The sequence below is a fragment of the Occallatibacter sp. genome, assembly GCF_049582745.1.
GTDB lineage: Bacteria > Acidobacteriota > Terriglobia > Terriglobales > Acidobacteriaceae > Telmatobacter.
In genome coordinates this window covers 1-23,610 of sequence record NZ_JBAUUO010000072.1, presented here as the reverse complement: position 1 = coordinate 23,610, position 23,610 = coordinate 1, and the positions used below count along the sequence as shown (strand labels likewise).

The window sequence follows — 23,610 nt, the reverse complement described above, 5'->3', positions numbered from 1 at the left end:
ACGTGCTGCTCACTGCATTTGTTCCGCAGCAGGAAGTGCTGGTTTGGGGCCGCCGTGGAGCAGGCTTCCGAGGGTTAGAAAATCGAATCCGAACATGTTGCTGTTGCTCGCAACTTCGATCCCTGCGTCCTTGCCCCACGCGCAGATCGCCGTCGGATGCGCGTCCGAAGCAAGCTTCTTCAAAGCTTCCGCCGACTCGCCGCTCATGTGCGACAGCAAGGGCGTCAACACCGGCCCAAGGTTCTGATACGCCACCGCCGAGTAGTTCTCATTCTGATCCACCGGCAGCAGCGCCTTGAAACTCGCTGAGTGCCCCAGCGTGTCCCCTGTCGAATGCGCGCGCAGTGCATCCATCAGCAGCGCCCGCGTGGGAGCGACGATCATGTACCCATCGGCATACGTGTACTCCGCCACTACTGCGCTGGTGGCTGTATTATGCACGCTGTAAAACGTCTGTCCGCCCGCCTGGCTGGGTTCAATCGTCATGCCGTGTCCACCTTGCCCCTGCACATGAGCGTTCACTCCCTGCACCAGCCGCTCCAGCGTCGCCTCGAACCGCGCGGAGTCGCGCACCTCGATCACGGCCTTCCACGATGGCGTTGGCAGTACCGGTCCATCCAGGGCGAATAAATATTCTCCACCCAGGTTCCCGGCAAGATCGTTGCGAATATCAATTCCAAGTTCGGCCTGCGCCTTGTTCAACTGATCCGCGCCATTCTTGCCTTCCGACATCATGGCCATCAGATCATCCACAATCGCCGCGGGATCCTTTGAAACCCCCGCGACTGCGAGTGCGGCATTGGGTGAAACAAAATCCAGCGACCCCATCGGCGCCGGGCTGCCCAGCCACGAAGCCACACGCTGCCTTTGTCCGGAGAACTGCAGATTCAGATGATTTTCCGGAGTTCCATTCGACTCACGATGCTCGGCGATCAAGTAGCGAACTCCGCTCATGCCCGACTTCTCGAGAAACGCCACGCCTTTCTTTGCGCCGTGGCTTTCCGTACCAGCCAGCATCTCCTGCAGGTTGGCAGCCAGAATCACGCCCGCGCCGCGGTTATAAGCAGCCTTGATCCGCTGGCCGAAATCCGATGCCGCAAACCCGCTCGAGCCCGCATTCAGTTGCGCGTCAATCGTCTTCAGCGTGTCGATGCTGTTTGAGAAGACCACTTCCTTCTCCCGAACCAGCGCATACGCGCCATTTCCCTTTTTGTCCGCAGTCGCTCCGCTCAACGCGCTCTCATCCAGCACCGTCAACATCCCAGGCGCGCCTTTCGCAAACTCCTGCTTCAACAGGTCAGCAAGGCCGCTGCGCTGTACATCCGCAACCACCGCGAATCCATTGCCCGTCTGCTGCTTCAGCGCCACGATCACCATCTCGTCACCGAGATAAGAACTAACATCGTGCACCTTGTTCACCAGCGCATCCATCTCCGCCGTCTTGTCCTGGTTGCCGCGGCTCCACCACTGCTGCAGTACTGCGCTCTGCTTGAGCTGGTCCTCAAAGATTGTCTTTGCCTGGCTCACAAAGTCGCCCAGATTCGGAATGCTCACGTAAAGCTGCGTTTCCGCCGGCACTCGGTCCAGCAGGTCGCTCCCATAGCGCTGCGGAATCGGAATCTGTCCGATGCGATGCTGCAATGTCGAAAACTGCGCCAGCAGCTCAATGTACTGATCGCGATTCGGACTCCACGCCACCTGCTCGCTCACCGGCTCCGGCACAAGATTCTGTGAGGTGGTATATTCATCGCCCGCATGGATCGTCGACTTCACACCGGCATGCGCCACTTCCACAGCACCTTGCAGTACCGCCACGCGCGACCCCTTGATGCCCGCATTCACTGAGAACACGGTGCCTGTCACCGCAACGCTGCAGTCGTCCGTCTTTACATACAAATGACCTGCAGTCCGATGCGCCGCTCTCACGATCACCGCCCCCTGATCGAGATCGACCGTCATGTTCCGCCCGCGCGCGCCCACGCTCACTGCGCTGCGTTCGTTCATCTCCACCGTCGAACCATCCGCCAGCCGCAGCACCGCATGCGACCCGCCGGAAGTCCGCAGTTCATCGCCTTCCTTCAACTCGGTGCCCGCCGCAAGCAGCCGATCGCCATTGTCCGTAATCAGCGAGGCCGATCCATCAATCGACTGCACCTCCGCCCGCACTCCCGGCGGAATCTGCCAGTACGTCCTGTACACAAACAGCCCCGTCGCCGCCACTGCCAGCGACGCCGCCATCGCCCAACCCAGCTTCCTCGGCTGCACACGCGCCCGCGCCGGCATCGCCTTGGGAGTCGACCAGTCCACCGCGCCAGAGCCCGAATGGAAACGGCGTAGACACACTCCGCACTCGCGCAGATGCGCCTTCACCAGCAGCGCGCGATTTTCCGGCAACGTTCCCGCACGATACGCGTTGAACAACGAACGCACGTCCTCGCAACTCTCAATCGCCGCGGATTCCGCGAATGTAATACCCAGCTTGCCCGCAACCTTCTCTGCCGCTGCGGAAATCTGACTGGCCTCGGGCTCAGCCTCGCGCATCGCCTTGGTCGCATTCTCCAGCAAAATTTCGTCGTGGTTCTTCATCGGTTCCCCCGTTCCATCTCTGTAAGCCGCTTCTTCAGCTTGGCTCTTGCCTGGTGCAGCGTCACCGCCACCACGGCCTGCGACGCGTTCATCAGCGAGGCAATCTCGCGATTGTCCAGCTCTTCCACATACCGCAGCGTGAACATCTCCGCTGCCCGCGGGCTAAGGTCGCCCAATACCGTTCGCAGCCACTGCACCAGCTGGCTGCTTAGAGCTTCAGCCTCCGGCCGCGAGCCGCGTCCCTGCGATGCAACCCCCGCTGCCGAATCGAGCGACTCGCTCGCCGCGGCGTTTCTGCGCCGCAACAGATCGAGCGCCCCATTGATTGCCGCACGATACAGGTAGCTTCCCGCGTTACTAACGGCATGTTCACTATCCGCCGCCAGTCGCAGAAAAATACTCTGCGCCACATCTTCCGCGTCCGCCATGCTGCCTGTAATGCGATAGGCAGCAAATAAAACGCGTCGATGATGCATCGCGAACAGGTCCGAAAGACCCTCTCGCATCTCCACCACCGGCAGGGTTTTGCTGGCGCTTGCCACGGGCTGACCTTTCTCGCTGTTCATAGAGATGACGTTGGAACCAGCCGATTATTAATCCGGCTGAACCAAATTACGCCAAAAAGCCCCCGCCGGTTCAGATTTTTCGGCTTCAGCCCGAATTCCAGAGTGATCACCGTTTCGCACCACCACGACTGAACTGCGGTATGACGACGAAGCGCGCCGGAGGCTCACCGATTGTTAGCCCCGCGCTTTAGCGTGGGGGAATCGGATCCCAAGAAGACATGGGAGTCCCGTAGGGACGGTGCATATTGCCCGCTCTTCGCCCTACTCCGTCTTCGCCAGCGTCCCGATCAAATTATCGCGGTTGCGATTGGCGAGCGCATCGGTATGCGCCAGCACGCGCATCCACACCACCAGTGACGCCCCAGCCAGCATCAGCAGACATGGCGCGGCCAGCCAACGCTTATCGAAGAAGGTGCATATCGCCAGCACAGCCACACCGGCCCCCATCACAATCGCCTGAATCAGCATGCTCACCAGCGCGCTTGCCTGCGATCCGCGCTGCCGTGAAATGCGCCCAAGATTCACACGGTACGGCATCGTCAGCGAAAGCAGATTACCGGCTGCAAGATACGTCGGCAGCGCAAACAATACCCACGCCGTCGTCGCCGCCAGCAGGGTCCAAGTCGGCTCGCCGAGTCGAAGCGTAGCCAGAACCCCCGCCAGAAATGCCACCGTCACAAACAGCGTCCCATGGAAAAGATTCTTTGCCAGCAGCACCTTGCGGATTGGTGTGGGAGAGAGAAACAGCATCTGAATGCCCGCCCCTTCCGCCCCCAGGTTGTTGAAGATTATCTGCGTAAATCCCAGAAGCGCATAGCAGACGCATAGAGGAAACGCCAGCTGAAACGAGCGTCCGCCCAGCGCTCCGTTGCGGAATACAGGGCTGATCACCAACACCGTCAACAGCGGCGCTCCAATGGCAAACAGCAGCGGCATCGATCGCGGCACGGTGCGAAGCTCTTTTTCGATTACAGCTGCGATTGGACCCGAACCATCAATCAGCCACTTGCTGTCGCTCGCGTTCCTCTTTTGCGCGGACGGCGCTTCGCTCAATTTCTCGCCACGATACTCCGCGTGAAGCCGAACCCCCAGCAATGCGCCGGTCGTAATGATGTAGAAACCGAGCACCCCCAGCGACATCAATAAGTGTTGCGGCGTGCTCTCCTCGGAATCCACAATGATCCCGGCGGCGAGTCCCGGCGGTAGCCACGCTTCCAACGCGTGAGCGGTTCTGGCCCAGATCTCCATCTCCGTCAAGATTCTCTGCTGGTTGGCCTTTGCTGCTACTTTGTCTGGTCGTTGAAAGTGAGTACCGCTCCGAAGCCCCGGATTGAGCAGCTGCAGGCTCAGCATCAGCAGCAGGAAAATGGCACTCACAACCTCGCGGGTCCTGCGCTTGGCCAGCCAGCGATCCACCCACGCCAGTACGGTCCGCGCCAGCAAAACGTTGAACAGCGCAAAAACCGCCAGCGCAAACGCCGTCCAGCCGAACAACACAGGCCGCGCCAGCGTCACACCAATCAGAATTCCCACGCAGCAGATGCTCCCCAGAATTGTCGGCACATCCACCAGTCCGAACACCAGGTTCAGCACGTAAAACGAGCCGAAGTTCACCGGAAAACGCAACAGCCCAGCGAGGTCAAATTGCTCCTGAAACGACGCCAGCGCGATCGGCAGCACCTGCCAAATCAGAAATACCGTCCAGAACAAGGCGGGAATGAATTCTGGATGTCTGCTCGATACGATTGAGTACGCGCCTGCGCCCAGCCCGAAGCCCAGCCCCATTCCCATGATGGAGTAAATAAGGAGGGCGACACTTCGCGCGCCGAATTCAAAGGCGCCTTGCACAGAGCGAACATTGTTGGCCACCATGCGCAACCGCATGGTCACCAGTGCCGCATACTGCCGCCGCGCCATCTGGCCGAGCGGGCCGCCTGAGCCCGCAGCCGCGTCTTCGGCACGCGCTATGCCAGCCATGAAAGCTCCTGCGCCGATTCCTGCCCGCTTGCGCCCACGATGGAGAGAAAGATCTCTTCCAGCGTCAACTTTTGCTCGGTCTCCGCTCCCGGCAGGGTACTTGCCACACCCGCACGCAGATCTTCGATCGACCCGTTGGCGACCAGTCGTCCCTGGTGGATGATCGCCACGTGGGTGCAAAGCCGCTCCACAATCTCCAGCACATGCGTTGTCAGAAAGATTGTTGCCCCGCGATTAATCATTCCCTGCAGCATGGTCTTCAGCATGCCCGCCGCAATCGCATCCACGCCTTCAAAGGGCTCGTCGAGGAACAGCACCCGCGGCCCGTGAATCACCGCTGCCGCCAGCGCCAGCTTCTTCTGCATGCCGTGCGAGAAATCCGTGACCAGCTTGCGGCGCTCGTCCGCCAGTTGCATGAACTCGAGCAGTTCCTCCGTCCGGCGGTTCACCGTCTCCCGCTCCAGCCCGTACATCCGGCCCACAAAGCGCAGGTACTCCGGCGCAGTGAGCCTTCCAAGCAGCGCCATTCCTTCCGGAACCACGCCAATTTGCCGCTTCAGGTCGAGCGCTCCAGCGCTGAATCGCTTGCCCAGAATTTCGATCGTGCCTGCCGTCGGCTCCAGCAGCCCCGTCAGCATCTTGATCGTCGTTGACTTTCCCGCGCCATTCGGCCCAAGAAATCCGAAAAATTGCCCGGAAGCCACTGTAAACGTCACATCCTCGACCGCGGTCAGCGCGCCGAAGCATCGCGTGAGCCCGTGGGTCTGAATCGCCGCAGTTTCCATGTGGGGCAAGGATAACAAGATCAGAGCATTCGACAAAGGCGAGGCCCGACCAACACTCACACTTTGGTCTCTCCAGATTCGGATTCGTTCGACCCAAGCGGATCATTATCGCGATCCGTCACCTCCACAATTGCCGCGACCCTGGCTGCCAGCGGCGCCGTCCAGCTTCCCTCCGCCACCCGCCAGCTCCAGTTTCCGCTGGGCACCGCCGGCGTGTTCATCCGAGCCTCAGATCCCAGTTCGAGCAAATCCTGCACCGGCACAATTGCAATCTCCGCAACGCTTCCTGCCGCCGCGCGAATTAGCGGCCACGTCGGGTGATCGTTCACCGGCCCAACCAGCGTCTCCACAGCCACGCGCTCCGTCTTTCCCAGCGTCGCCCACCACCCAAGTGTCGTGTCGTTATCATGCGTGCCGGTATACGCAGCCGTCCTCGGTGCGAACTGATGCGGCAGATGCATGTGTGCGCCCTTGTCTCCAAATCCGAACTGCAACACCCGCATTCCCGGCATCGCCAGCTCCTTCCGCAGCGCATCCACTTCGGGCGTAATCAGTCCCAGGTCCTCGGCTACCAGCGGCAGAGGCCCTAGCGCAGCCTCCAGCGCGCCAAACAACTCCAGCCCCGGCGCCTTCACCCACGTTCCGTTGATCGCCGTCTCCTCAGCCGCCGGAATCGACCAGTATGCTTCGAACCCCCGAAAATGATCGAGCCGGATCATGTCGTACAGGTCGCGCGACCTGCGAATCCTATCGATCCACCAGTCAAATCCACGCGCCCGCAGCACGTCCCACCGGTACAGCGGATTCCCCCACCGCTGCCCCGTCGGCGAAAAATAATCCGGCGGGACGCCTGCAATATGTACCGGCCGCAGATCCGCATCCAGCTCAAAGATGTCCGGATGCGTCCACACATCCGCCGAATCGAAACTAACAAAAATTGCCACGTCGCCCAGGATGCGAATCTTGTGCCGTGCCGCCGCCGCGCGCAGATTCGTCCACTGCACAGCAAACGCAAATTGCAGCACCTGCTCCTGCGCCAGCATGCGTCCCGACTCCGCCGCCACTTGCGCCAACGCCTTCGGTTCGCGCCGCCGGATTGCCTCCGGCCACTCCGCCCACGCACCCGTGTTGAACCGCCGTCGCAACTCAGCATACAGTGCGTAATCCATCAGCCACGCTGACTCGGCACTGCAGAATTCCTCAAAACGCTTCCACTGCTCTGCCAGTTCCGGATCGTGCGCCCCACGATCGAGAAAATTCCCCGCCGCCTCGTCCAGCAGCGGCAGTTTCCGCGACTCCACTTCTTCGAAGTTCACGTTGCCGCCGCGGCCCGCAAGCCCGGCAATCCGGTCTCCGCCGAGCCAGCCCCAATCCACCAGGTACTCCAGGCTGATCAGGTATGGATTCCCCGCAAACGCCGACGAACCCGCATATGGCGAATTCCCGTAACCCGTAGGACACAGCGGCAGCACCTGCCACACATGCTGCTTCCCCGCCGCCAGAAACTCGATAGACTCATGCGCCGCAGGACCAAGATCCCCGATCCCTCCATACGAAGGCAGAGAACTGATGTGCAATAAAACGCCGGAACAACGCTGGAAATCCATGTGCGTATTATCTCCGCTGCCAGCGCTCGCAAGCACCTCGCCGCACGATTCGCGCCCCTCACAAAACAACGAGCCCGCTTCCAATCGTCGGAAGCGGGCCTTTTCCCCTCGAAACCTCAGTTCAAACTACTCGCCCGTAAGCGGACTCTGCGGTTTCGCGTTAATGCGCACGAGATTCTTCTTCTTGTATTCGGTAATGATGTTGTTGGCAAAGATCTCAAAAGCCTCCTGCCGCTTCTGTTCGAGAATCTGGTCCTTGGTCTGGTCGAGATTCTTCGCGATGTCGGCGTCGCTCGGCTGCTGCTTGTCCACCAGCTTCGCCACCACGCCCGTCCTGCCCGCATTGATCGGCCCAGTGATCGAGCCTGGCGTTATGTCGAACAACTGCGGAGCCACCTGTCCCACCGCGCCAAGATCCGGCACCTGCCCGGTTTGATCCACCAGGTCGCTCGTCTTGAAGCTTGCGCCCATCTCCTTCGCAGCCTTGGCAAGGTCGTTCTCCGCCTTCGCCTTGGCCGCGAGTTCCGCGGTCTTCTGGCTCAACAGCGCGGGGACCTGCTCGTTGCGATAGTCGTCTTCCACGTGGCTCTTCCAGTCCGCAAATGTCGGCGCATGCGCCGGGATCACGCTCTTTACCTGGAAAATCGCATACCCCTCGCCCGTCGGCGCCGACTGCGGCGGATCGCTCTGCTTCGCCTCAAACGCATGCGCAATCAACTGCGATCCATCCGGCAGCGCCGGAATCACGCCCTGCGCATTCACTGGAGGCGTCGTCACCAGCTGCAAGTGGTGACCTGCCGCCGTCTTCTCGAGGCCATTCTTGATCGCCTCCGAGGTCAACTGGTGCGCGAAGTTATCCTGCGCAGCCGTCGACTTCTGCCGCAACAGTGTCGCCTGGATCGTCGGCAGCACTTCAGCAAGCGACTGCGCGTGCGCCGTCGTCCGCTCCTCCACCTGCACAATGTGATAGCCGTACTGCGTCTTCACAATCTTGTAGTCGCCGATTTTCTGCGTGAAGATCGCCTTGTCAAACTCCGGCACCATGTGCCCGCGCTGCGCAAAACCCAGCTCGCCGCCGGAATCCTTGCTGCCCGGGTCGTCAGAATTCTTCTTCGCCAGATCGGCAAAGTTCGCGCCCTTCTCAAGCTGCTTCAGAATGTCCTCGGCTTTGGCCTTCGCGGCCGCATCGGTCTTCGCATCTGCATTCGGGGCTACCTGGATCAGAATGTGCCGCGATTTGGCCTGTTCCGGCACCGAGTATTCGCTCTTGTGCGCGTTGTAATAGGCTTCGATCTCCTGCTGCGTCGGCTGCTGCACGCCTCCCGGCACATCGTTCGGCGTAAACGCAAAGTAGCTGATCGTTCGCTCTTCCGGCACTGCATTCGCGTAGCGGGCCGCGTTCTTCTTGAAAAACGACTCCAGCTCCGCATCCGTCGGAGTGATCGACTTGCGAATATCGTCCGATGAAATCACCGCATAATCGAACTTGATCTTGGTCCCGCGCTTGAGGTAATCCGCGCGCGCTTCCTTGTCGCTCACCGTCACGCCGGCCGTCACATACGCCCGAAGCCGCTGAATCGTGATGTCATGGCGGACGCTCTCTTCAAACTCGGTCACCGACATGTCGAAACGGCCCGCGATCAGTGCGGCGTACTGGTCCTGTCCGATAAACTTCCCGTTCGGAAACAGCACCTGCCCCGCCTGCCCCTCGTGCAGAAACTGAAGCACGTCATTGTTGTTCGCAGTGATTCCCAGCTTGTCCGCTTCGGCCAGCAGAATCTGCTGCTGCACCATCTGCTGACCCACCTGCTGCTCAAACAGGCTCACAATCATCGGGTTCGACGCATATTGCGGATTGCGCTGCTGCAACTGCTGTCGCGCCTGCGCCGACACCTTCTCCTGGCTGATCGGTTCGCCGCTGGCGAAGAATTTGCTGTACCAATGCGGGTACACCACAGCATATGTGCCCGCCGAAACACCACCCTGGCCGGTCAGGCCGGGAATCAGGTAAACGACCATCGAAACCGAGGCCGCCGCAATGATGACTACAAACAAAGCTTTGACGAGGCGATTGTCTTTCGACTGCAGGAAACGAATCATGGGTGGGTTTAAGCCTTCAACTCTCTACACGCATACCGGAAAGCGACGCCACCCCGCAAGCAAGTTCTCTGAGGGGCACAGCTCTCTCAAAAAGCGCAATTCTCGCTCATAGCGATGCCCCTTCATTATAGACGAACGGCGCTCGAATCACTGACCACCGTCGGTCTGTTGAACTATGAGTAATCCCGAGCACCGCAAACGCGACCTGCCCAGATCCCTGACACCTCATCCCTGGACGCAGCCTATTGCTTCTCTTCCGTCGCGCTGGGCTCTGTCCCTGCTCTTGTGAAGTTGAACCGGAGCATCCAGACGCTGCGCTCTCGATCGCCATTCCGTATAGGCGGCTTGAACTTCCACGACAGCGCCGCTCGCTGGGCAACCCTGGCGAAATAACTCCCCGGCCCCGGCTCCACGTAGGCCGCATCTGAAACCGTACCCTCCCTATTCACCGAGACGCGGATCAGCACCTCGACAGGCCTTCTCATCCCTTCGCGCGCTCCAGGCGACACCGTGGGCAATACGCGTTTCTCCACCAGCCCCTTTGCGTTTTCTTCTGTCCGCTCGCGATCCACAGAAGCGGACGCCGTTGAAACCGGCGGATTCACCGGAGCGCTTTGCGTCTCAGCCTGCGAAGTTCCGCTTGCTTGCGCAGGCTTCGCGTCGGATTGCGGTTGCGAAACTCCGCTGGCTTGCGCCGGAGAACTACCTGCCGGTTGCGCTGGCGGAACTTCTTTGCTTTGTTCCGGGGACCCGGAAGAGCTGGCCACTGGTTGTGTTTGCTCTGGTTGCGTTTGCGCCGGTTCCGTTTGCTCAGGGGACGGCGCAGACCGAGCAGTTGGTTGTTTCTCGGTCGGGGGAGCGCTGGGCGCGGCTGCGTTCTCTGTCACCGTTGAAAAAGCCCCGGCCTGGTATTCGCGCACATACAGAAATGCGCCGATCGCAATCACCGCGAGCAGAACAAATGCATAGGGCATCACTCGCGAACGAGGCTGCCGCGCGTCTTCGAAGTGCGTGAGCGTCCGGGAGAAAAGCACTGCATCAGAAGGCGCTTCGGTTTCGATCCGCTCGGGCATAGAGGAGTACGCCACCGGCTGATCCATGCTCGGAATATTTCTTTCGCCGATCAAATCTATCGCAGGCCGGTTGTCATCGAACAGCGAGTCCTCGATGACAGGCTGCTCCATTTTTGCCGGAGGTGTAACCTCGCGCAGCGGTGTGGATTCGCTTGCGCTCATCCGTTCCTGAATAGTCTCAAGCGTGCACCGGCGCAGCGGATCCAGGCGAAGACAGTCCTGCACGATTTCGCGAAACGGGCTCGGCACGGATACAGGGACCTGCGGTTCCTCAGCGCGCCGCAAGTCCCAGGAGGGGGGTGCCTGCGCCATCGCTTCCCAGATCGTCAAACCCAGCGACCAGGTATCCGCCGCCGCAGTCGCCTCGCCGTGCCGCAGCTCGGGCGCGTCATAGTTGCCGGCTGCGGAGATGCTTCTCTTCACGGGGCCAGCGACTAGTAAATCGGTGAGCAAAAGTCTCGGTTTCGAGCCGGCGAAATGAATGTTCGATGGACTCAGATGACCGTGTACAACACCATTCCTGTGCAGATACTTGAGCGCATCGACAATCGGATTGAAAATCTCTTTTGCCCGGTCTACCGCGAGCCTTCCGCTCTCAATCGTCTTTGCAAGATTCGTGGAGGAAGGTTCGCCAACGACATACACCAGGCTCTTCCCATCGATAAGACAGCGGCCCGCTGCAAATATCTTCGCCAAATTCGGATGTGATAGAGACTTTGCGAAAGTCCATTGCGCAATATCTGTCTTCGCTTGGGCGTCATCCGTTGAAATCAATTGAATGATGGCTTCCTGCATGCCCTTGAGGACGGTGAAATACAACGCGCAATTCTCTGTGCTTCCCATTCTTTCCAGAAGCGGAAATTGGCCCTCGACGACGCGTCCCTCCCATCCCTCGCCAAAAGAAACCATCTCCATGCGAACCAATTCTATCCAAAGGCACTGCGATTTCCGAGCAGGCTCTCCGCATCCGCGCAGCACTTTCAATCTGTTGATGTTTGCTGTTTTAGAAATCGACCCAAGCCGAAAATCCAAACGAGCAAGACGACAAAAGCTTCGATCCGTCGATCGCGTTAACCCATGTCCTACTAAAGACGGCGGGCACCCTCTTGAAGGATGCCCGTTGTCTCAACGCTCACAATTCCGTCTTACCGAAACCGGCCCGATGTCTTACTGAATCGCGCGCGCTCACAACCGTTTCACAACGTCTTACCGCCAGTAGTAGTACCCGCCCGTAAAGTAATACGGCCTGTAATACACCGGAGCGTACGCATACGGGTACCGCGCATACGGACGGGCATACGGCCCGCGACGATAGAGGTTCGGTCCACCCGGATACAGCCCCTGCGCCAACCGCATCGCCTCCTGCTGCGTAACTGGCTGCACCGTCACCGGAGCAGCCAGGTGGAAGCTCACCAGCGCTTCCGCCGGAATCCATACACCCGGTCCCGATGAAGCCGCCGAGCCCGCCGCAGCTGCACCGCCGCCCACCACTGCACCCACCGCTGCGCCTTCACCGCGGCCAATCGCGCCGCCAATCAACGCACCCACCAGCGCTCCGCCGATCGTGTTCTCAGCCGACCGTCCGCCTTTCCCCGGTCCCTTCACTCGGAACATGTCCGACTGCAGCGGATAATTCTGCCCCATCAGGTCCAGCGAGGTCAGCTCCAGCGCCAGCTCATTGCTCCCCGTCAGTGAGCCTTTTTCAGAGTGCTTCACATCGGCAATCACGCCGTGCACCGTCGCGCCCCGCGGAATCGCCAGCACTCCGCCGAACGTGACGTCCTGGATCACCGTAAACTGGATCGGCTCGCCGCCCCTGGCGCGCTTGCTGTCTACCGGCTCATTGGTCCGCACCTGGATCAGAGTCCCCTCGGGAACGGTGACTGGTCCCCTCGGCAACTCATACCGCTGCGCAGGCGGTGCCTGCGAATACTCAGGCCCCTGGCCGTATCCTTGCTGTCCGTATCCCGGAGGTGGCGCCTGTCCATAACCGGGTTGCTGTCCATATCTCGGAGGCGGAGGTGCCTGGCCATAACCAGGTTGCTGTCCATATCCCGGCGGAGGAGGCGCTTGCTGCCCATACGCCGGCTGCTGTCCGTATCCGGGCGGTGGCGGAACCTGCTGCCCATACGCCGGTCGCTGCTGTTGGCTCTGGTCGCCCCAGTTTGGCGGCGGAGCCTGGTTGATGCTCGGCGCATTCTGCCCGTTATCCTGTGATCCTTGCCCCTGTGCATCCGCCATGTCATTGCTGGGATCGTTCGCCGGCGCGCCCTCCGCATTTGCGTCATCCGCCGGATTGCCGACCTTCAGGTTGTTGTGAACCTTCGTCACGCCCGGAACCGTCTTCGCAATCGACTCGGCCAGTTGTTTCGACGAATCGCTCGACACCGTGCCCGAAAGCGTCACTTCGCTCTGGATCGTCGCCGCCGTGATCAGATCGTTCTTCAGGGCCTGCGAAGCATCCAGCGCATGCACCACATCCATCTCAATTTGGCCATCGCTCCGCGGTCCGCTCGACGGCGCGGCGTCCTGCGCCAGCGCCATCACACCCGCCAAAGCAATCACTCCCAACGAAGAAAACACCCTGAGCGTCCATGAATTTTTCATTCTCATCTCTCCCGCATGCCTGCCTTACTGCTGCGCATCATTCTGATCCAATGTCCTTTATATTGACGGTCGCCTGGTTCTGCCGTCATCGTTACTAACCCGGGTCCCAGCCATAAGTTCCGCCCTTCGGTAATAGATTCGCATCGTCTTGGGCCACCGTGGGCCACTGAATCCACAAGCCTTATTCCTTGGATGCCACTTGCACCTCCGCAAGCACCCTGCTCGTGAGTTCTTCGTTGTCGGGAAAGAATATCTGGAACACCGTTCCCGACGACCCACCCGCCGTCGCCGCCCGGCTCCGCAGGTGGATAATCCCATGATGCTTCAGGATGATCTCGTGACTCACCCAAAGCCCCAGACCGGTACCCGTAGCTCCCTTGGTCGTAAAGAATGCCTCGAACAGCCTGCCCTGCACCTCGCGGGTCATCCCGCTGCCGGTGTCGGCAATGGTGATCCGCACACCCTCGCGCTGCGGATGAACCCAGTCCCGCGAACGATGGGCCCGCACCATCAGCCGGCCGCCCGCCGTTGCATCCATCGCATTGCTCACCAGGTTCGAAATCACCTGCCGTATCTCGCCCGCAAAGCAGAACACATCCAGACTCGGATCGTAGTCCCGCTCCACCGCGATACCCAGCGTCCCCATCCGCGCGCTGTACATGGCCAGCACAGCGTCCAGCAGTTCCTCCATTGAGGCACGCGCCGGCAGCGTCGATTGCCGATAAAAACGCAGCGTCTGCTGCGTGATCTCCGACATGCGGCGCACTTCGCGCTCCGCAATCGTCACGTAATTCAACGCAACGGAGTCCAGCTGGCAGAAGCGGCGAAGCAGGTAAAGCAAGTTCGTAATCGCCTCGAGCGGATTGTTGATCTCGTGCGCGATTGAAGCGGCCAGCCGCCCCGTTGCCGCCAGCTTCTCGGTCCTGCGCAGCGCATCCTCGCTCCGTTTGCGCTCGCTCACATCCATCACAATCGCGCCCACCCAGCGCACCTTCTCGGGCGTGGGCCGCACCGGGTACGTGGTTACCAGCCAGGTCCACATCGCTCCCGGCTCGCTGCCTTTCCCGTCCAGTTCCAGATCGTGTACCGGCTGCTCGGCTTCAATCACGTGCCGTACCGCTTCCTCCAGGCGCGTGGCAATGCGCTCCGGCAACACCTCCGGCAGCGTGCGTCCCAGGTGCCGGCTCAGCGCAACTCCCGTCATCTCCGCGAAAACCTGGTTCACCCGCACAATCCTGCATTGCCGATCGAAGAACACCAGCCCGATCGGCGCATTCGCCAGCATCGAATCCAGCAGCGACAGCGTGTCGTTCAGTCCAGAACGCTGTTCCTCCAGTACTGCCACCATCCGGTTGAAAGCCTGGATCAGATCGCCAAACTCGTTCTCCACCGTCACCGGCAAAGGAAACTTCGCACTCGTTCCCTCCATCAGCGCGCGCGTCCCGCCTTGCAAAACGCTCAGCGGCCTCGAAATGGAGCGCGACATCAGCAGCACCAGCAATCCCGATGCGCCAATCCAGATCAGCCCGAACGAAAACGAGCTGCGGAAAACCGTCTTCACCTGCTCGGTGTCCCACGAGTGATCGGTCTCGACCCACGCATAGCCGCGAACATTCGCGCCGTCGTAGATCGCCTTCACGCCTTCGCGCCGATTATTGCCAAATGAAAATACCCGCGGCTCGTGATCGTGGATCAACGCGATCTGCGCCTTCTCTGCCGGCTCCAACGGAGACGCAGACGCCTCGCCTCCGCTCACAAAAAGCACGTTCCCCGCAGCATCGGTGATCTTGGCCTGCGCCACGCTCGGCGCTTCCCCCATCATCCGCACCGAAGGCAGCACCATCTCCGGATGCTGCTGCCGATATGCCTCCTCCGCCTGGAGGGCGACCGAATTGGCCTGATGCGCCAGCCGCTCCAATGCGCGCTGCCGTATCTCCCGCCTCTCGATGTTGACAAGAAGCGTGGCGAACAGCCCGACAGAGAGCACCTCAAGCAGCATCAGCCAGACAATCAGCTGCCACCGGACCGTGCGCGGCCACCACCGCATCAATTCAACCTCAAACCCATGGGAATCCTAAGTCCCTTAAGTTTACCAATGAGCGCTGTCATTCCGAGCGAACAGGGCCTAAATGCAGTTCAGTTTGGGGGTGGTGAACGAAGAATCTGTTTTCCAACCAACGCTGTCACTCTGAGAGAACGGGGCCCCAAACGTACTTCAGTTTGGGGGTGGTGAACGAAGAATCTGCTTCTGTACTTAGACGGTCCCACGCGCTCACCACACTACCCACCCAGCAGCGCCCGCGCAATCTGCCCACCATGAAATCTCCCGTTCTCAATAAAGATCTCATTCGTGCGCGATCCCGCCACAATCACACCCGCCAGGTAAATCCCCGGCACATTGCTTTCGAGCGTCTCCGCATTGCACACCGGCAACTTGTCCGGCCCCTCGAACCGCACGCCCATGCTCTCAAGAAAGCTGAAGTCGGGATGATATCCCGTCATCGCAAACACAAAATCGTTCTTGATCGTCCTGAGACCGTCAGGAGTTTCAATCACCACCGCATCCGGCGTGATCTCGACAGCATTTGTGCGGAAGTACGCCTTGATCTCGCCATTCTTGATGCGATTCTCAAGGTCCGGCTTGATCCAGTACTTCACATGCGGCTGAACCCCCGAGCCGCGATAAACCACCGTCACCCGCGCGCCGCTTCGCCACAATTCCAGCGCCGCAATCGCCGCCGAATTCTTCCCGCCGATCACCATCACGTCCATATCAAAATACGGATGAGGATCGTTGTAGTAGTGAAACACCTTGCTCAATTCCTCGCCGGGAATTCCCATATAGTTCGGCAGATCGTAGTAGCCGCTGGAAACGATCAGCTTGCGCGTCTTCAACGCCCCCGGCCTTCCAAACCGATCCTCCGTATGCACCGTGAACGCGCCGTCCACGCCCGTCACGCGCTCCACACGCTCGTACTGCCGCACGTCCAGCTTGTAGTGCGCCGCCACCAGCCGGTAATACTGCAGCGCCTCGTTGCGCGAAGGCTTCGGATTCGGGCTCGGAAACGGAACGTTCCCGATCTCCAGCAACTCCGGCGTCGTAAAAAACGTCATGTGCGAGGGATAGTGAAACAAGGAATTGCACACGCACCCCTTGTCCACCAGCACCACGCTGAACCCGGCCTTCTGCACCTCAATCGCGCAAGCCAGCCCCGTAGGTCCCGCTCCAATCACCAGCACATCAAACAAAATGTCCGCAGCTTTTTCCCCATCGCGCACCAGCATCGACGAAGGCTTCGCATCCGGAACCGAATCCGCAGGATAATCCGCCATACCTTCAAGCTTAGGACATACTGGGTGCCCCCGGTCTCGTTTTTGAGACCGGGGAGGGAACATCGATCAGCCGGGTGCCCCATCCATGGCAACAGCTTCGTCGTTGACATGGGTGGGAAACCACCAACCTCAACCGGACCTGCGAGGAAATCGGCAATAACAACTTCTCGATCGGCAGTACGATAAGACCGTGGCGATCAATGTCCTCTACACCATCGGTCACTCCACCCACTCGACCGAAGAGTTCATTGCATTGCTGACCGCGCACGGCGTGGAACGTCTCGTCGATGTCCGCTCCATCCCGAAATCCCGCCACGTCCCGCAATTCAACTCCGACGAACTGTCATCCGCGCTCAACGCCGCCAACATCGCCTACACACATCTGAAAACCCTCGGCGGCCGTCGCCACAGCCGCAAAAACTCCACCAACACCGGCTGGCGCAACGCTTCCTTCCGCGGCTATGCCGACTACATGGCCACTCCGCAATTCGCCGAAGGCCTCGCCGCCCTCACCGAAATCGCACGCGCCACACCCACCGCCATCATGTGCGCCGAAGCCGTCCCCTGGCGCTGCCATCGCTCCCTCATCGCCGACGCCATGATTCTCCAGGGCTGGGAAGTCCGCGACATCCTTACGAAATCCCCACCCGCAGAACACAAACTCACGCCCTTCCTCAAAGTCGTCAACAACCAACCCACCTACCCCAATCCAGACGAGCCCGCCACACTATTCGAACATCCCCGCTGACTTACTAAACCCAATTCCCGCATCCATCACGACGAAATAAAATGCTCGCGTTGCATCACTCAATCACCGCGAAAAAGTCAACGACGTAGTATGCCTGGAATCCACGGTGCGACCGGACAAGCGCCAACCCTCCCTCGCATCCTTTACCCTAGAAGGTTCGAGGAGCAACACCCATGACCGTCATCAAGCAGGAAGATTTCATCCGCACCGTCGCCGGCGCACTGCAATACATCAGCTACTACCACCCCACTGACTACATCACCTCGCTCACCAAGGCCTACGAGCGCGAGCAGTCCCACGCCGCCAAAGACGCCATGGCGCAGATCCTCATCAACAGCCGCATGTGCGCCGAGGGCCATCGCCCCATCTGCCAGGACACCGGCATCGTCAACGTCTTCGTCAAAGTCGGCATGGATGTCCGCTTCGAAGGCCCCGATGGCGGCGCGCCCACGCTTGACATGCAGGGCATGGCCGACGAAGGCGTCCGCCGCGCCTACCTCGATCCCGACAACAAACTCCGCGCCTCGCTCCTCGCCGATCCTGCCGGTGCCCGAAAAAACACAAAGGACAACACCCCCGCCGCCGTCGTCGTCGAACTCGTCAAAGGCAACAAGGTCGACATCACCGTCGCCGCCAAAGGTGGAGGCTCCGAAGCCAAAAGCAAATTCGTCATGCTCAATCCTTCCGATTCTGTCGTCGAATGGGTGCTCAAAACCGTTCCCACCATGGGCGCCGGATGGTGCCCGCCCGGCATGCTCGGCATCGGCATTGGCGGCACGGCAGAAAAATCCATGCTCCTTGCCAAACAATCATTAATGGATCCGATCGACATCCAGGACCTCATCGACCGCGGCCCCGTCACCACCGCCGAAAAATTCCGCGTCGAACTCTACGACAAAGTGAACCGCCTCGGCATCGGCGCACAGGGCCTCGGCGGCCTCACCACCGTCCTCGACGTCAAGGTCCTCGACACCCCCTGTCACGCCGCCAACCTGCCCGTCGCCATGATCCCCAACTGCGCCGCCACACGCCACGCACATGTTGTGCTCGACGGCTCCGGTCCCGCCTACCTCGATCCGCCGTCGCTCGAGGAATGGCCCAAGCTCACTTATGACGTCTCCAAAGCAACGCGCGTCAACCTCGACACTGTCACCCGCGCCGAAGCCTCCACATGGAGACCCGGCGAAGTCCTCCTCCTCAACGGCAAGCTCCTCACCGGCCGCGACGCAGCCCACAAGCGCATGACCGATATGCTCAGCCGCGGCGAAAAACTTCCCGTCGATTTCAAAGACCGCTTCATCTACTACGTCGGCCCCGTCGATCCTGTCCGCGAAGAAGTCATCGGACCCGCCGGCCCCACCACCGCCACCCGCATGGACAAGTTCACCCGCCAGATGCTCGCTGAAACCGGCCTCCTCGGCATGGTCGGCAAAGCCGAGCGCGGCCCCACCGCCATCGATGCCATCAAGGAATTCGGCGCCGTCTACCTCATGGCCGTCGGCGGAGCAGCCTATCTCGTCTCCAAGGCCATCATCCACTCACGCCAACTCGCCTTCGAAGATTTAGGCATGGAAGGCATCTACGAATTCGAAGTCAAAGACATGCCCGTCACCGTAGCCGTTGACTCCAAAGGCACCAGCGTCCACCAGACCGGCCCCGCCGAGTGGCAAAAACGCATCGCCAACATCCCGATCCTGCAGTAGCAGATACAGGTTTCAGCGTTCATCAGGCGCCTGAATGTCGATGTTTTATATGTGTCATTCTGAGCGCACGGGGCCCCAAACGCTTTTCAGTTTGGGGGTGGTAAGCGAAGAATCTGCTTCCGCTTTTCGTACCCGACTGGAACTCCGGAGGTCCCCATGCACTCAGTCATCCTCAAGCAATTCGATAACCCCGACGAAATCCGCACCTTCGAAAAAGGCAAGTTCGAACTCGTGCACCTCGGCGGAATGACCATCGGCCGCGCCACCTACCAGCCCGGATGGAAGTGGTCCGAGCACGTCGGCAAAGCTCTCGGCAAGAAAAGCTGCGACGTCTCCCACGTCGGCATGGTCGTCTCCGGCCGCGCAACCGCCCGGGGTCCCCTCCGACAGGTCCTCGTCTGAGGGGTGGTCAGCCATGGATGACGGCCGCATCTTCGAAATGAAACCCGGGGACATCTTCTATATCGAGCCCGGCCACGACAGTTGGGTCATCGGCAACGAACCCTATGTCTCGATCCACATGATGGGTGCCGCCGACTACGCCGTCCACAAATAACAACGGCTCGCCGTTTAGCGAGCCGTCCCTGTCCCTATGTCCCTGGTCTCTGTTTCACTGCTTCACCGGTTCACTGCTTTTATTGCTTTCCAAACCGATACACAAACCCATACGTAAACCCGAGATCGTTCTGCAGTGTCGATCCGAACCCCGTCGCCATGTACTCCGGCGCCAGCCGCAGAGACAGATTCGGCGCAACGTTCACCTCGCCAATCAAACTCGCGTTAATGGCGTAGGTCGTTCCGTCCGGATACAGCCCCAGCACCGCCGTCCCAAATTTATTGGTGTCGCTGGCGAAGTTGCTCATCGCCACGCCGCCCTTCACACTCCCCGCAAGGGAATACTTCGGCCGCATCCTGAAGCGGTACGTCGGCCCGACCATGAAGTCGTAGTGGCTGATCGCCGGCCGCGTCAGCGAGGTCTCATTCAACCCCACAAACGCCGTCCCATAGTTGCCGCGGGCATCAAAGGTCAGTCCCAGCTTCTCGCTCCAGTAGCGTGTAATTGCCACGTCCCACGCGTACATCGTCGTCCGCTGCAACTGCGGCCCCGGCGTAAACCGCTGATAGCCGCCGCCCACAAACACCTCGTACATATGCGAATATGCGTCGTGAATGGCCTGCGCCCGCCGCGCCTCGCGCCGCGCCCGGATGCGCGCCTGCACCGTCTGCTGACCCTGCTGGCTCGGCGCAGGTGCCGGCGCCTGCGGCTGCTCCTGAGCCGGTGTACTGCTGCTGGAATCTGTGCTCTGCGCCAGAGCACCAAACGATAAAAGCGAAATAACCGCCAGAACACCTGCCGAACGGCGAAAAGAAAACATCGGTCTTGACTTACCTCCAACTGCTGGGTCCCTGCGGACAGGTCCTCGTCCGTGGGGTGGAACCTTAAACGGAGCCGAGGGCATCCCTACCGTTATTTAAACATCTCGAACTGGGCTGCGCGGGGCTGTCATCTTTTGGACGCGCGCCGAAGGATTTTGCCGCTATCCCCGCCTGCATGCAATACGATGAGAGCGACGGAGGCCATTACTCTTCATGGGGCGATTTCTGCTCGGATTCATCATCGGCATAGTCCTCGTTCCTCTTGCCGTACTGGCCTACCTCACCTATGGGAGGGTGCCGGTCGCCGTCTCCGATGCCCCGTTTCCCTACGAACATCAGCTCGTCAGCCTGCCGCTCGATGCGCGCATCCAGAAAGATATGGTCGGCACTCACCTGGAGCCCGATCAAACTAACCTGACCGCCGGCGCTCGCATCTACATTGAGCGCTGCTCCACGTGTCATGGTCTCCACGGCAAATCTGCTGCGATCGGCGAACACATGTACCCCGACGCCCCCCAGCTGCTCGAGCCCCACCGCAACGATCCCACCATCGTCGGCGTCAGCGACGACCCTGTAGGCGAGACCTATTGGAAAGTCGAAAACGGCATTCGCCTCACAGGTATGCCTTCCTTCAAAACCCAGCTCAGCGATATCGAGATATGGCAGGTCAGCATCTTCCTGGCCAATGCCAGCAAGCCCATGCCGCCCGCCGTCCTCGATCTCCTCAACCGCGCGCCGGCCCCGCCAGCAGAGGCCCCCATCCAGCCGCCCAGCCCCTCACCGGCCTCAGAAGATCAATAGCGTTCCGAGCTTTCAGGCAAACAATTTTGTGCCCCACTCAAAAGGGTAAATCTGGATCTTCCCTTTTTGAGTGGGTAGCGAAGAACCGCCCTCGATCTGAAACTGGAGCCACACCTCCCCCCACGCGATACTCTGAATATGTCTCCGGAAAGGTCACGCCATGAGTCTCGTCGATTCCCTCCGCAAAGGCCTTCGTTTCTTCCTCATGAGCTTCGGCATCTCCTCCCCGGCCAAAAAGCCGGCCCCCAAACCCGCGCCGAGACCCAACTCGAACCAGTAAGCCCTGTCGATCCCGTGCAATTTTCCGAGTCAAAGAGCAGTATTCGCCACTCTAATAACCAGGCGACCTGACCGACAGGCCCGGCACTCGACCATGAGCATCGAACCGAAAAAAGGAACCCTCCGCGCCTTCTGGGACTGGTTCGTCCTCTTCAGCGGAATCTCCACCGCCTCCAACCTCTCCCGCACCCGCCCAGACCCCGTCCAGCGGCGAGGCCTCTTCCTCTTCCGCAAATCCAAACGAAGCTAGTATTCCCTTTTCTATTCCCAACCTCTGATTCACTGGTTCACTTGTTCACTGGTTCACTTGTTCACTGATTCACTGATTCACTTGTTCACTGGTTCACTGATTCACTGATCCACTTCTTCACTGATCCCTTGTTCCCCTGTAAACTGACTACATGTCCCTGACCCGCCCCCAAGCCCTCGATTACTTCAACTCCCCTGACCTCATCGGGCTGGGCTTCGAGGCCGACGCCGTCCGTCGCCGCCTCCACCCCGAGGGCGTAGTCACCTACATCATCGATCGCAACATCAACTACACCAACTTCTGCACCGAGTACTGCACCTTCTGCGCCTTTTACCGCCCGCTCCCCAAGGAAGGCAAAAACATCCCCCGCTCCGACGAGGGCTACATCCTCTCGCTCGAAAAAATCTACGAGAAGATCGCCGAGACCCAGGAGATGGGCGGTACCGGCGTCCTCATGCAAGGCGGACTCCATCCCGATCTGAAAATTGACTGGTTTGAACGCCTGTTCCGCGGCATCAAGCAGCGCTTCCCAAAAATCTGGCTCCACTGCCTCAGCGCATCTGAAATTCTCGCCATCGCCGAATACAGCGACCTCGACCTGCGCACCACCATCGCCCGTCTCCGCGATGCCGGACTCGACTCCATCCCCGGCGGCGGCGCCGAAATCCTCGACGACGACGTCCGCAAGCGCATCGCCCGCCTCAAGTGCCGCACCGCCGACTGGGTCGCCGTCCATCGCACCGCTCACGCGCTCGGTATGCGCACCACCGCCACCATGATGTTCGGCGTCGGCGAGACCTTCGACCAGCGCATCAACCATTTCGAAGTCGTCCGCAACCTCCAGGAAGAAACCGGCGGATTCACCGCCTTCATCCCCTGGAGCTTCCAGCCTGGCAACACCGCTCTCGGAGGCCGCGGCTGGGAAGAAGCTACCTCCGTCGAGTACCTCAAGGTCCTCGCCATCGCGCGTCTCTACCTCGACAACATCGAAAACGTGCAGGCCAGTTGGGTCACGCAGGGTCTGAAGGTCCTCGAGCTGGGCCTTCACTTCGGCGGCAACGATGTAGGCTCCGTGATGCTCGAAGAAAATGTGGTCAAGGCAGCAGGCACCGCGAACTGCACCACCGAAGAAGAACTCCGCCGCATCATTCGCGACGCCGGCTTCAAACCCGTCCAGCGCGACACCCTCTACCGCACCATGTTCCTCAACTAGAGCAAGCCCCCAGACAACCGCAGTGTCATCCTGAACGTAGCGTCTTGGGGCCCCGCAGACGGACGGCTGCGGGGTAAGCGAAGTGAAGGACCTGCTTCTCCGGCAATCACTCCAGCCCGCACACGCATTGCCAGGAGCAGTCCCGCACTCGCCCTGTCATCACCCACCAAACAAACCACAGTGTCATCCTGAACGTAGCGTCTTGGGGCCCCGCAGACGGTACGGCTGCGGGGTAAGCGAAGTGAAGGACCTGCTTCTCCGGCAATCACTCCCAACTTGCACGCGATCGATTCTCATCGCAGCCGACCACAACCACCGACGCTGTTCCGGAACCGCCAAATTTGTCATCCTGAGCGAAGCGCAGCGCAGCCGAAGGACCTGCGGTTGCTCTTCGTTTGTTCCGCCCAAACAGTGCCCCAAAGAACGCGTTACTTTCGGAACACCCACCACTCAGGCGCAATCTCAATCCCGGACGCTAGGGCGTTTGATCGGCATAGGGGCGGCAGTCACCTGCCGACCCCTGCCACACCACCGTGCGAACGGGTCCGTACACGGCGGTTCGAGAAGTTAGTCTAGTAGTTCTCGAACAGCGAAGGCAGCCCGAG

The 23,610-nt window shown here is 60.1% G+C and carries 18 protein-coding genes; 7 read left to right on the top strand and 11 right to left on the bottom strand.

What is annotated here, in order from left to right; all coding sequences use genetic code 11:
* Positions 1–9 precede the first annotated feature (9 nt).
* The 10 genes from WCA10_RS11745 to WCA10_RS11700 all read right to left on the bottom strand — a co-directional run bounded on the left by WCA10_RS11745 (position 10) and on the right by WCA10_RS11700 (position 16,586).
* A complete protein-coding gene (locus WCA10_RS11745; RefSeq protein ID WP_472822711.1) occupies positions 10–2,586 on the bottom strand; it encodes a FecR domain-containing protein in 2,577 nt (858 codons plus the stop codon).
* Positions 2,583–3,128: an RNA polymerase sigma factor gene (locus WCA10_RS11740; protein WP_472822710.1), complete on the bottom strand. Its 546-nt coding sequence runs from the start codon at positions 3,126–3,128 to the stop codon at positions 2,583–2,585. The genes WCA10_RS11745 and WCA10_RS11740 overlap by 4 nt, the downstream gene beginning before the upstream one ends.
* A gap of 285 nt (positions 3,129–3,413) precedes the next feature.
* Positions 3,414–5,129 carry a hypothetical protein gene (locus WCA10_RS11735; RefSeq protein ID WP_472822709.1) on the bottom strand — a complete coding sequence of 572 codons (1,716 nt, stop codon included), beginning with the start codon at positions 5,127–5,129 and terminating at the stop codon, positions 3,414–3,416.
* Positions 5,117–5,914 carry an ABC transporter ATP-binding protein gene (locus WCA10_RS11730; protein WP_472822724.1) on the bottom strand — a complete coding sequence of 266 codons (798 nt, stop codon included), beginning with the start codon at positions 5,912–5,914 and terminating at the stop codon, positions 5,117–5,119. The genes WCA10_RS11735 and WCA10_RS11730 overlap by 13 nt, the downstream gene beginning before the upstream one ends.
* Positions 5,915–5,970: 56 nt before the next feature.
* Positions 5,971–7,521 carry a 4-alpha-glucanotransferase gene (gene malQ / locus WCA10_RS11725; RefSeq protein ID WP_472822708.1) on the bottom strand — a complete coding sequence of 517 codons (1,551 nt, stop codon included), beginning with the start codon at positions 7,519–7,521 and terminating at the stop codon, positions 5,971–5,973.
* 126 nt (positions 7,522–7,647) lie between these two features.
* Entirely contained in the window at positions 7,648–9,621 is a 1,974-nt protein-coding gene (locus tag WCA10_RS11720; RefSeq protein ID WP_472822707.1) for a peptidylprolyl isomerase, read from the bottom strand.
* A 242-nt stretch (positions 9,622–9,863) separates the two neighbouring features.
* Entirely contained in the window at positions 9,864–11,609 is a 1,746-nt protein-coding gene (locus WCA10_RS11715; protein ID WP_472822706.1) for a protein kinase domain-containing protein, read from the bottom strand.
* 291 nt (positions 11,610–11,900) lie between these two features.
* Positions 11,901–13,301 (bottom strand): BON domain-containing protein, encoded by a 1,401-nt coding sequence (locus WCA10_RS11710; protein ID WP_472822705.1) that lies wholly within the window; start codon positions 13,299–13,301, stop codon positions 11,901–11,903.
* A 181-nt stretch (positions 13,302–13,482) separates the two neighbouring features.
* On the bottom strand, positions 13,483–15,348 hold the full coding sequence (locus tag WCA10_RS11705) for a sensor histidine kinase (RefSeq protein ID WP_472822704.1): 1,866 nt from the start codon (positions 15,346–15,348) through the stop codon (positions 13,483–13,485).
* A gap of 233 nt (positions 15,349–15,581) precedes the next feature.
* Positions 15,582–16,586, bottom strand: a complete 1,005-nt coding sequence (locus tag WCA10_RS11700) for a YpdA family putative bacillithiol disulfide reductase (protein ID WP_472822723.1) — start codon at positions 16,584–16,586, stop codon at positions 15,582–15,584.
* Between the two features lie 238 nt (positions 16,587–16,824).
* Here WCA10_RS11700 and WCA10_RS11695 point away from each other — a divergent pair, with 238 nt between their 5' ends.
* The 4 genes from WCA10_RS11695 (at position 16,825) to WCA10_RS11680 (ending at position 19,641) form a co-directional block, all read left to right on the top strand.
* Positions 16,825–17,382: a DUF488 domain-containing protein gene (locus WCA10_RS11695; RefSeq protein WP_472822703.1), complete on the top strand. Its 558-nt coding sequence runs from the start codon at positions 16,825–16,827 to the stop codon at positions 17,380–17,382.
* 173 nt (positions 17,383–17,555) lie between these two features.
* Positions 17,556–19,085, top strand: coding sequence for a fumarate hydratase (locus tag WCA10_RS11690; RefSeq protein WP_472822702.1), 1,530 nt, complete (start codon positions 17,556–17,558; stop codon positions 19,083–19,085).
* Between the two features lie 156 nt (positions 19,086–19,241).
* Entirely contained in the window at positions 19,242–19,487 is a 246-nt protein-coding gene (locus WCA10_RS11685) for a cupin domain-containing protein (RefSeq protein ID WP_472822701.1), read from the top strand.
* 13 nt (positions 19,488–19,500) lie between these two features.
* Entirely contained in the window at positions 19,501–19,641 is a 141-nt protein-coding gene (locus WCA10_RS11680) for a hypothetical protein (RefSeq protein WP_472822700.1), read from the top strand.
* A gap of 79 nt (positions 19,642–19,720) precedes the next feature.
* On the opposite strand, the gene WCA10_RS11675 is transcribed toward WCA10_RS11680, so the two are convergent.
* The gene (locus WCA10_RS11675; RefSeq protein ID WP_472822699.1) at positions 19,721–20,461 is read right to left on the bottom strand and encodes a hypothetical protein; all 741 of its coding nucleotides are present in this window, start codon (positions 20,459–20,461) and stop codon (positions 19,721–19,723) included.
* A 214-nt stretch (positions 20,462–20,675) separates the two neighbouring features.
* Here WCA10_RS11675 and WCA10_RS11670 point away from each other — a divergent pair, with 214 nt between their 5' ends.
* The 3 genes from WCA10_RS11670 to mqnC all read left to right on the top strand — a co-directional run bounded on the left by WCA10_RS11670 (position 20,676) and on the right by mqnC (position 23,005).
* The gene (locus WCA10_RS11670) at positions 20,676–21,263 is read left to right on the top strand and encodes a c-type cytochrome (RefSeq protein ID WP_472822698.1); all 588 of its coding nucleotides are present in this window, start codon (positions 20,676–20,678) and stop codon (positions 21,261–21,263) included.
* Positions 21,264–21,636: 373 nt separating this feature from the next.
* Positions 21,637–21,792: a hypothetical protein gene (locus tag WCA10_RS11665; RefSeq protein WP_472822697.1), complete on the top strand. Its 156-nt coding sequence runs from the start codon at positions 21,637–21,639 to the stop codon at positions 21,790–21,792.
* A 151-nt stretch (positions 21,793–21,943) separates the two neighbouring features.
* On the top strand, positions 21,944–23,005 hold the full coding sequence (gene mqnC / locus WCA10_RS11660; RefSeq protein ID WP_472822696.1) for a cyclic dehypoxanthinyl futalosine synthase: 1,062 nt from the start codon (positions 21,944–21,946) through the stop codon (positions 23,003–23,005).
* The last annotated feature ends 605 nt before the right edge of the window (positions 23,006–23,610 follow it).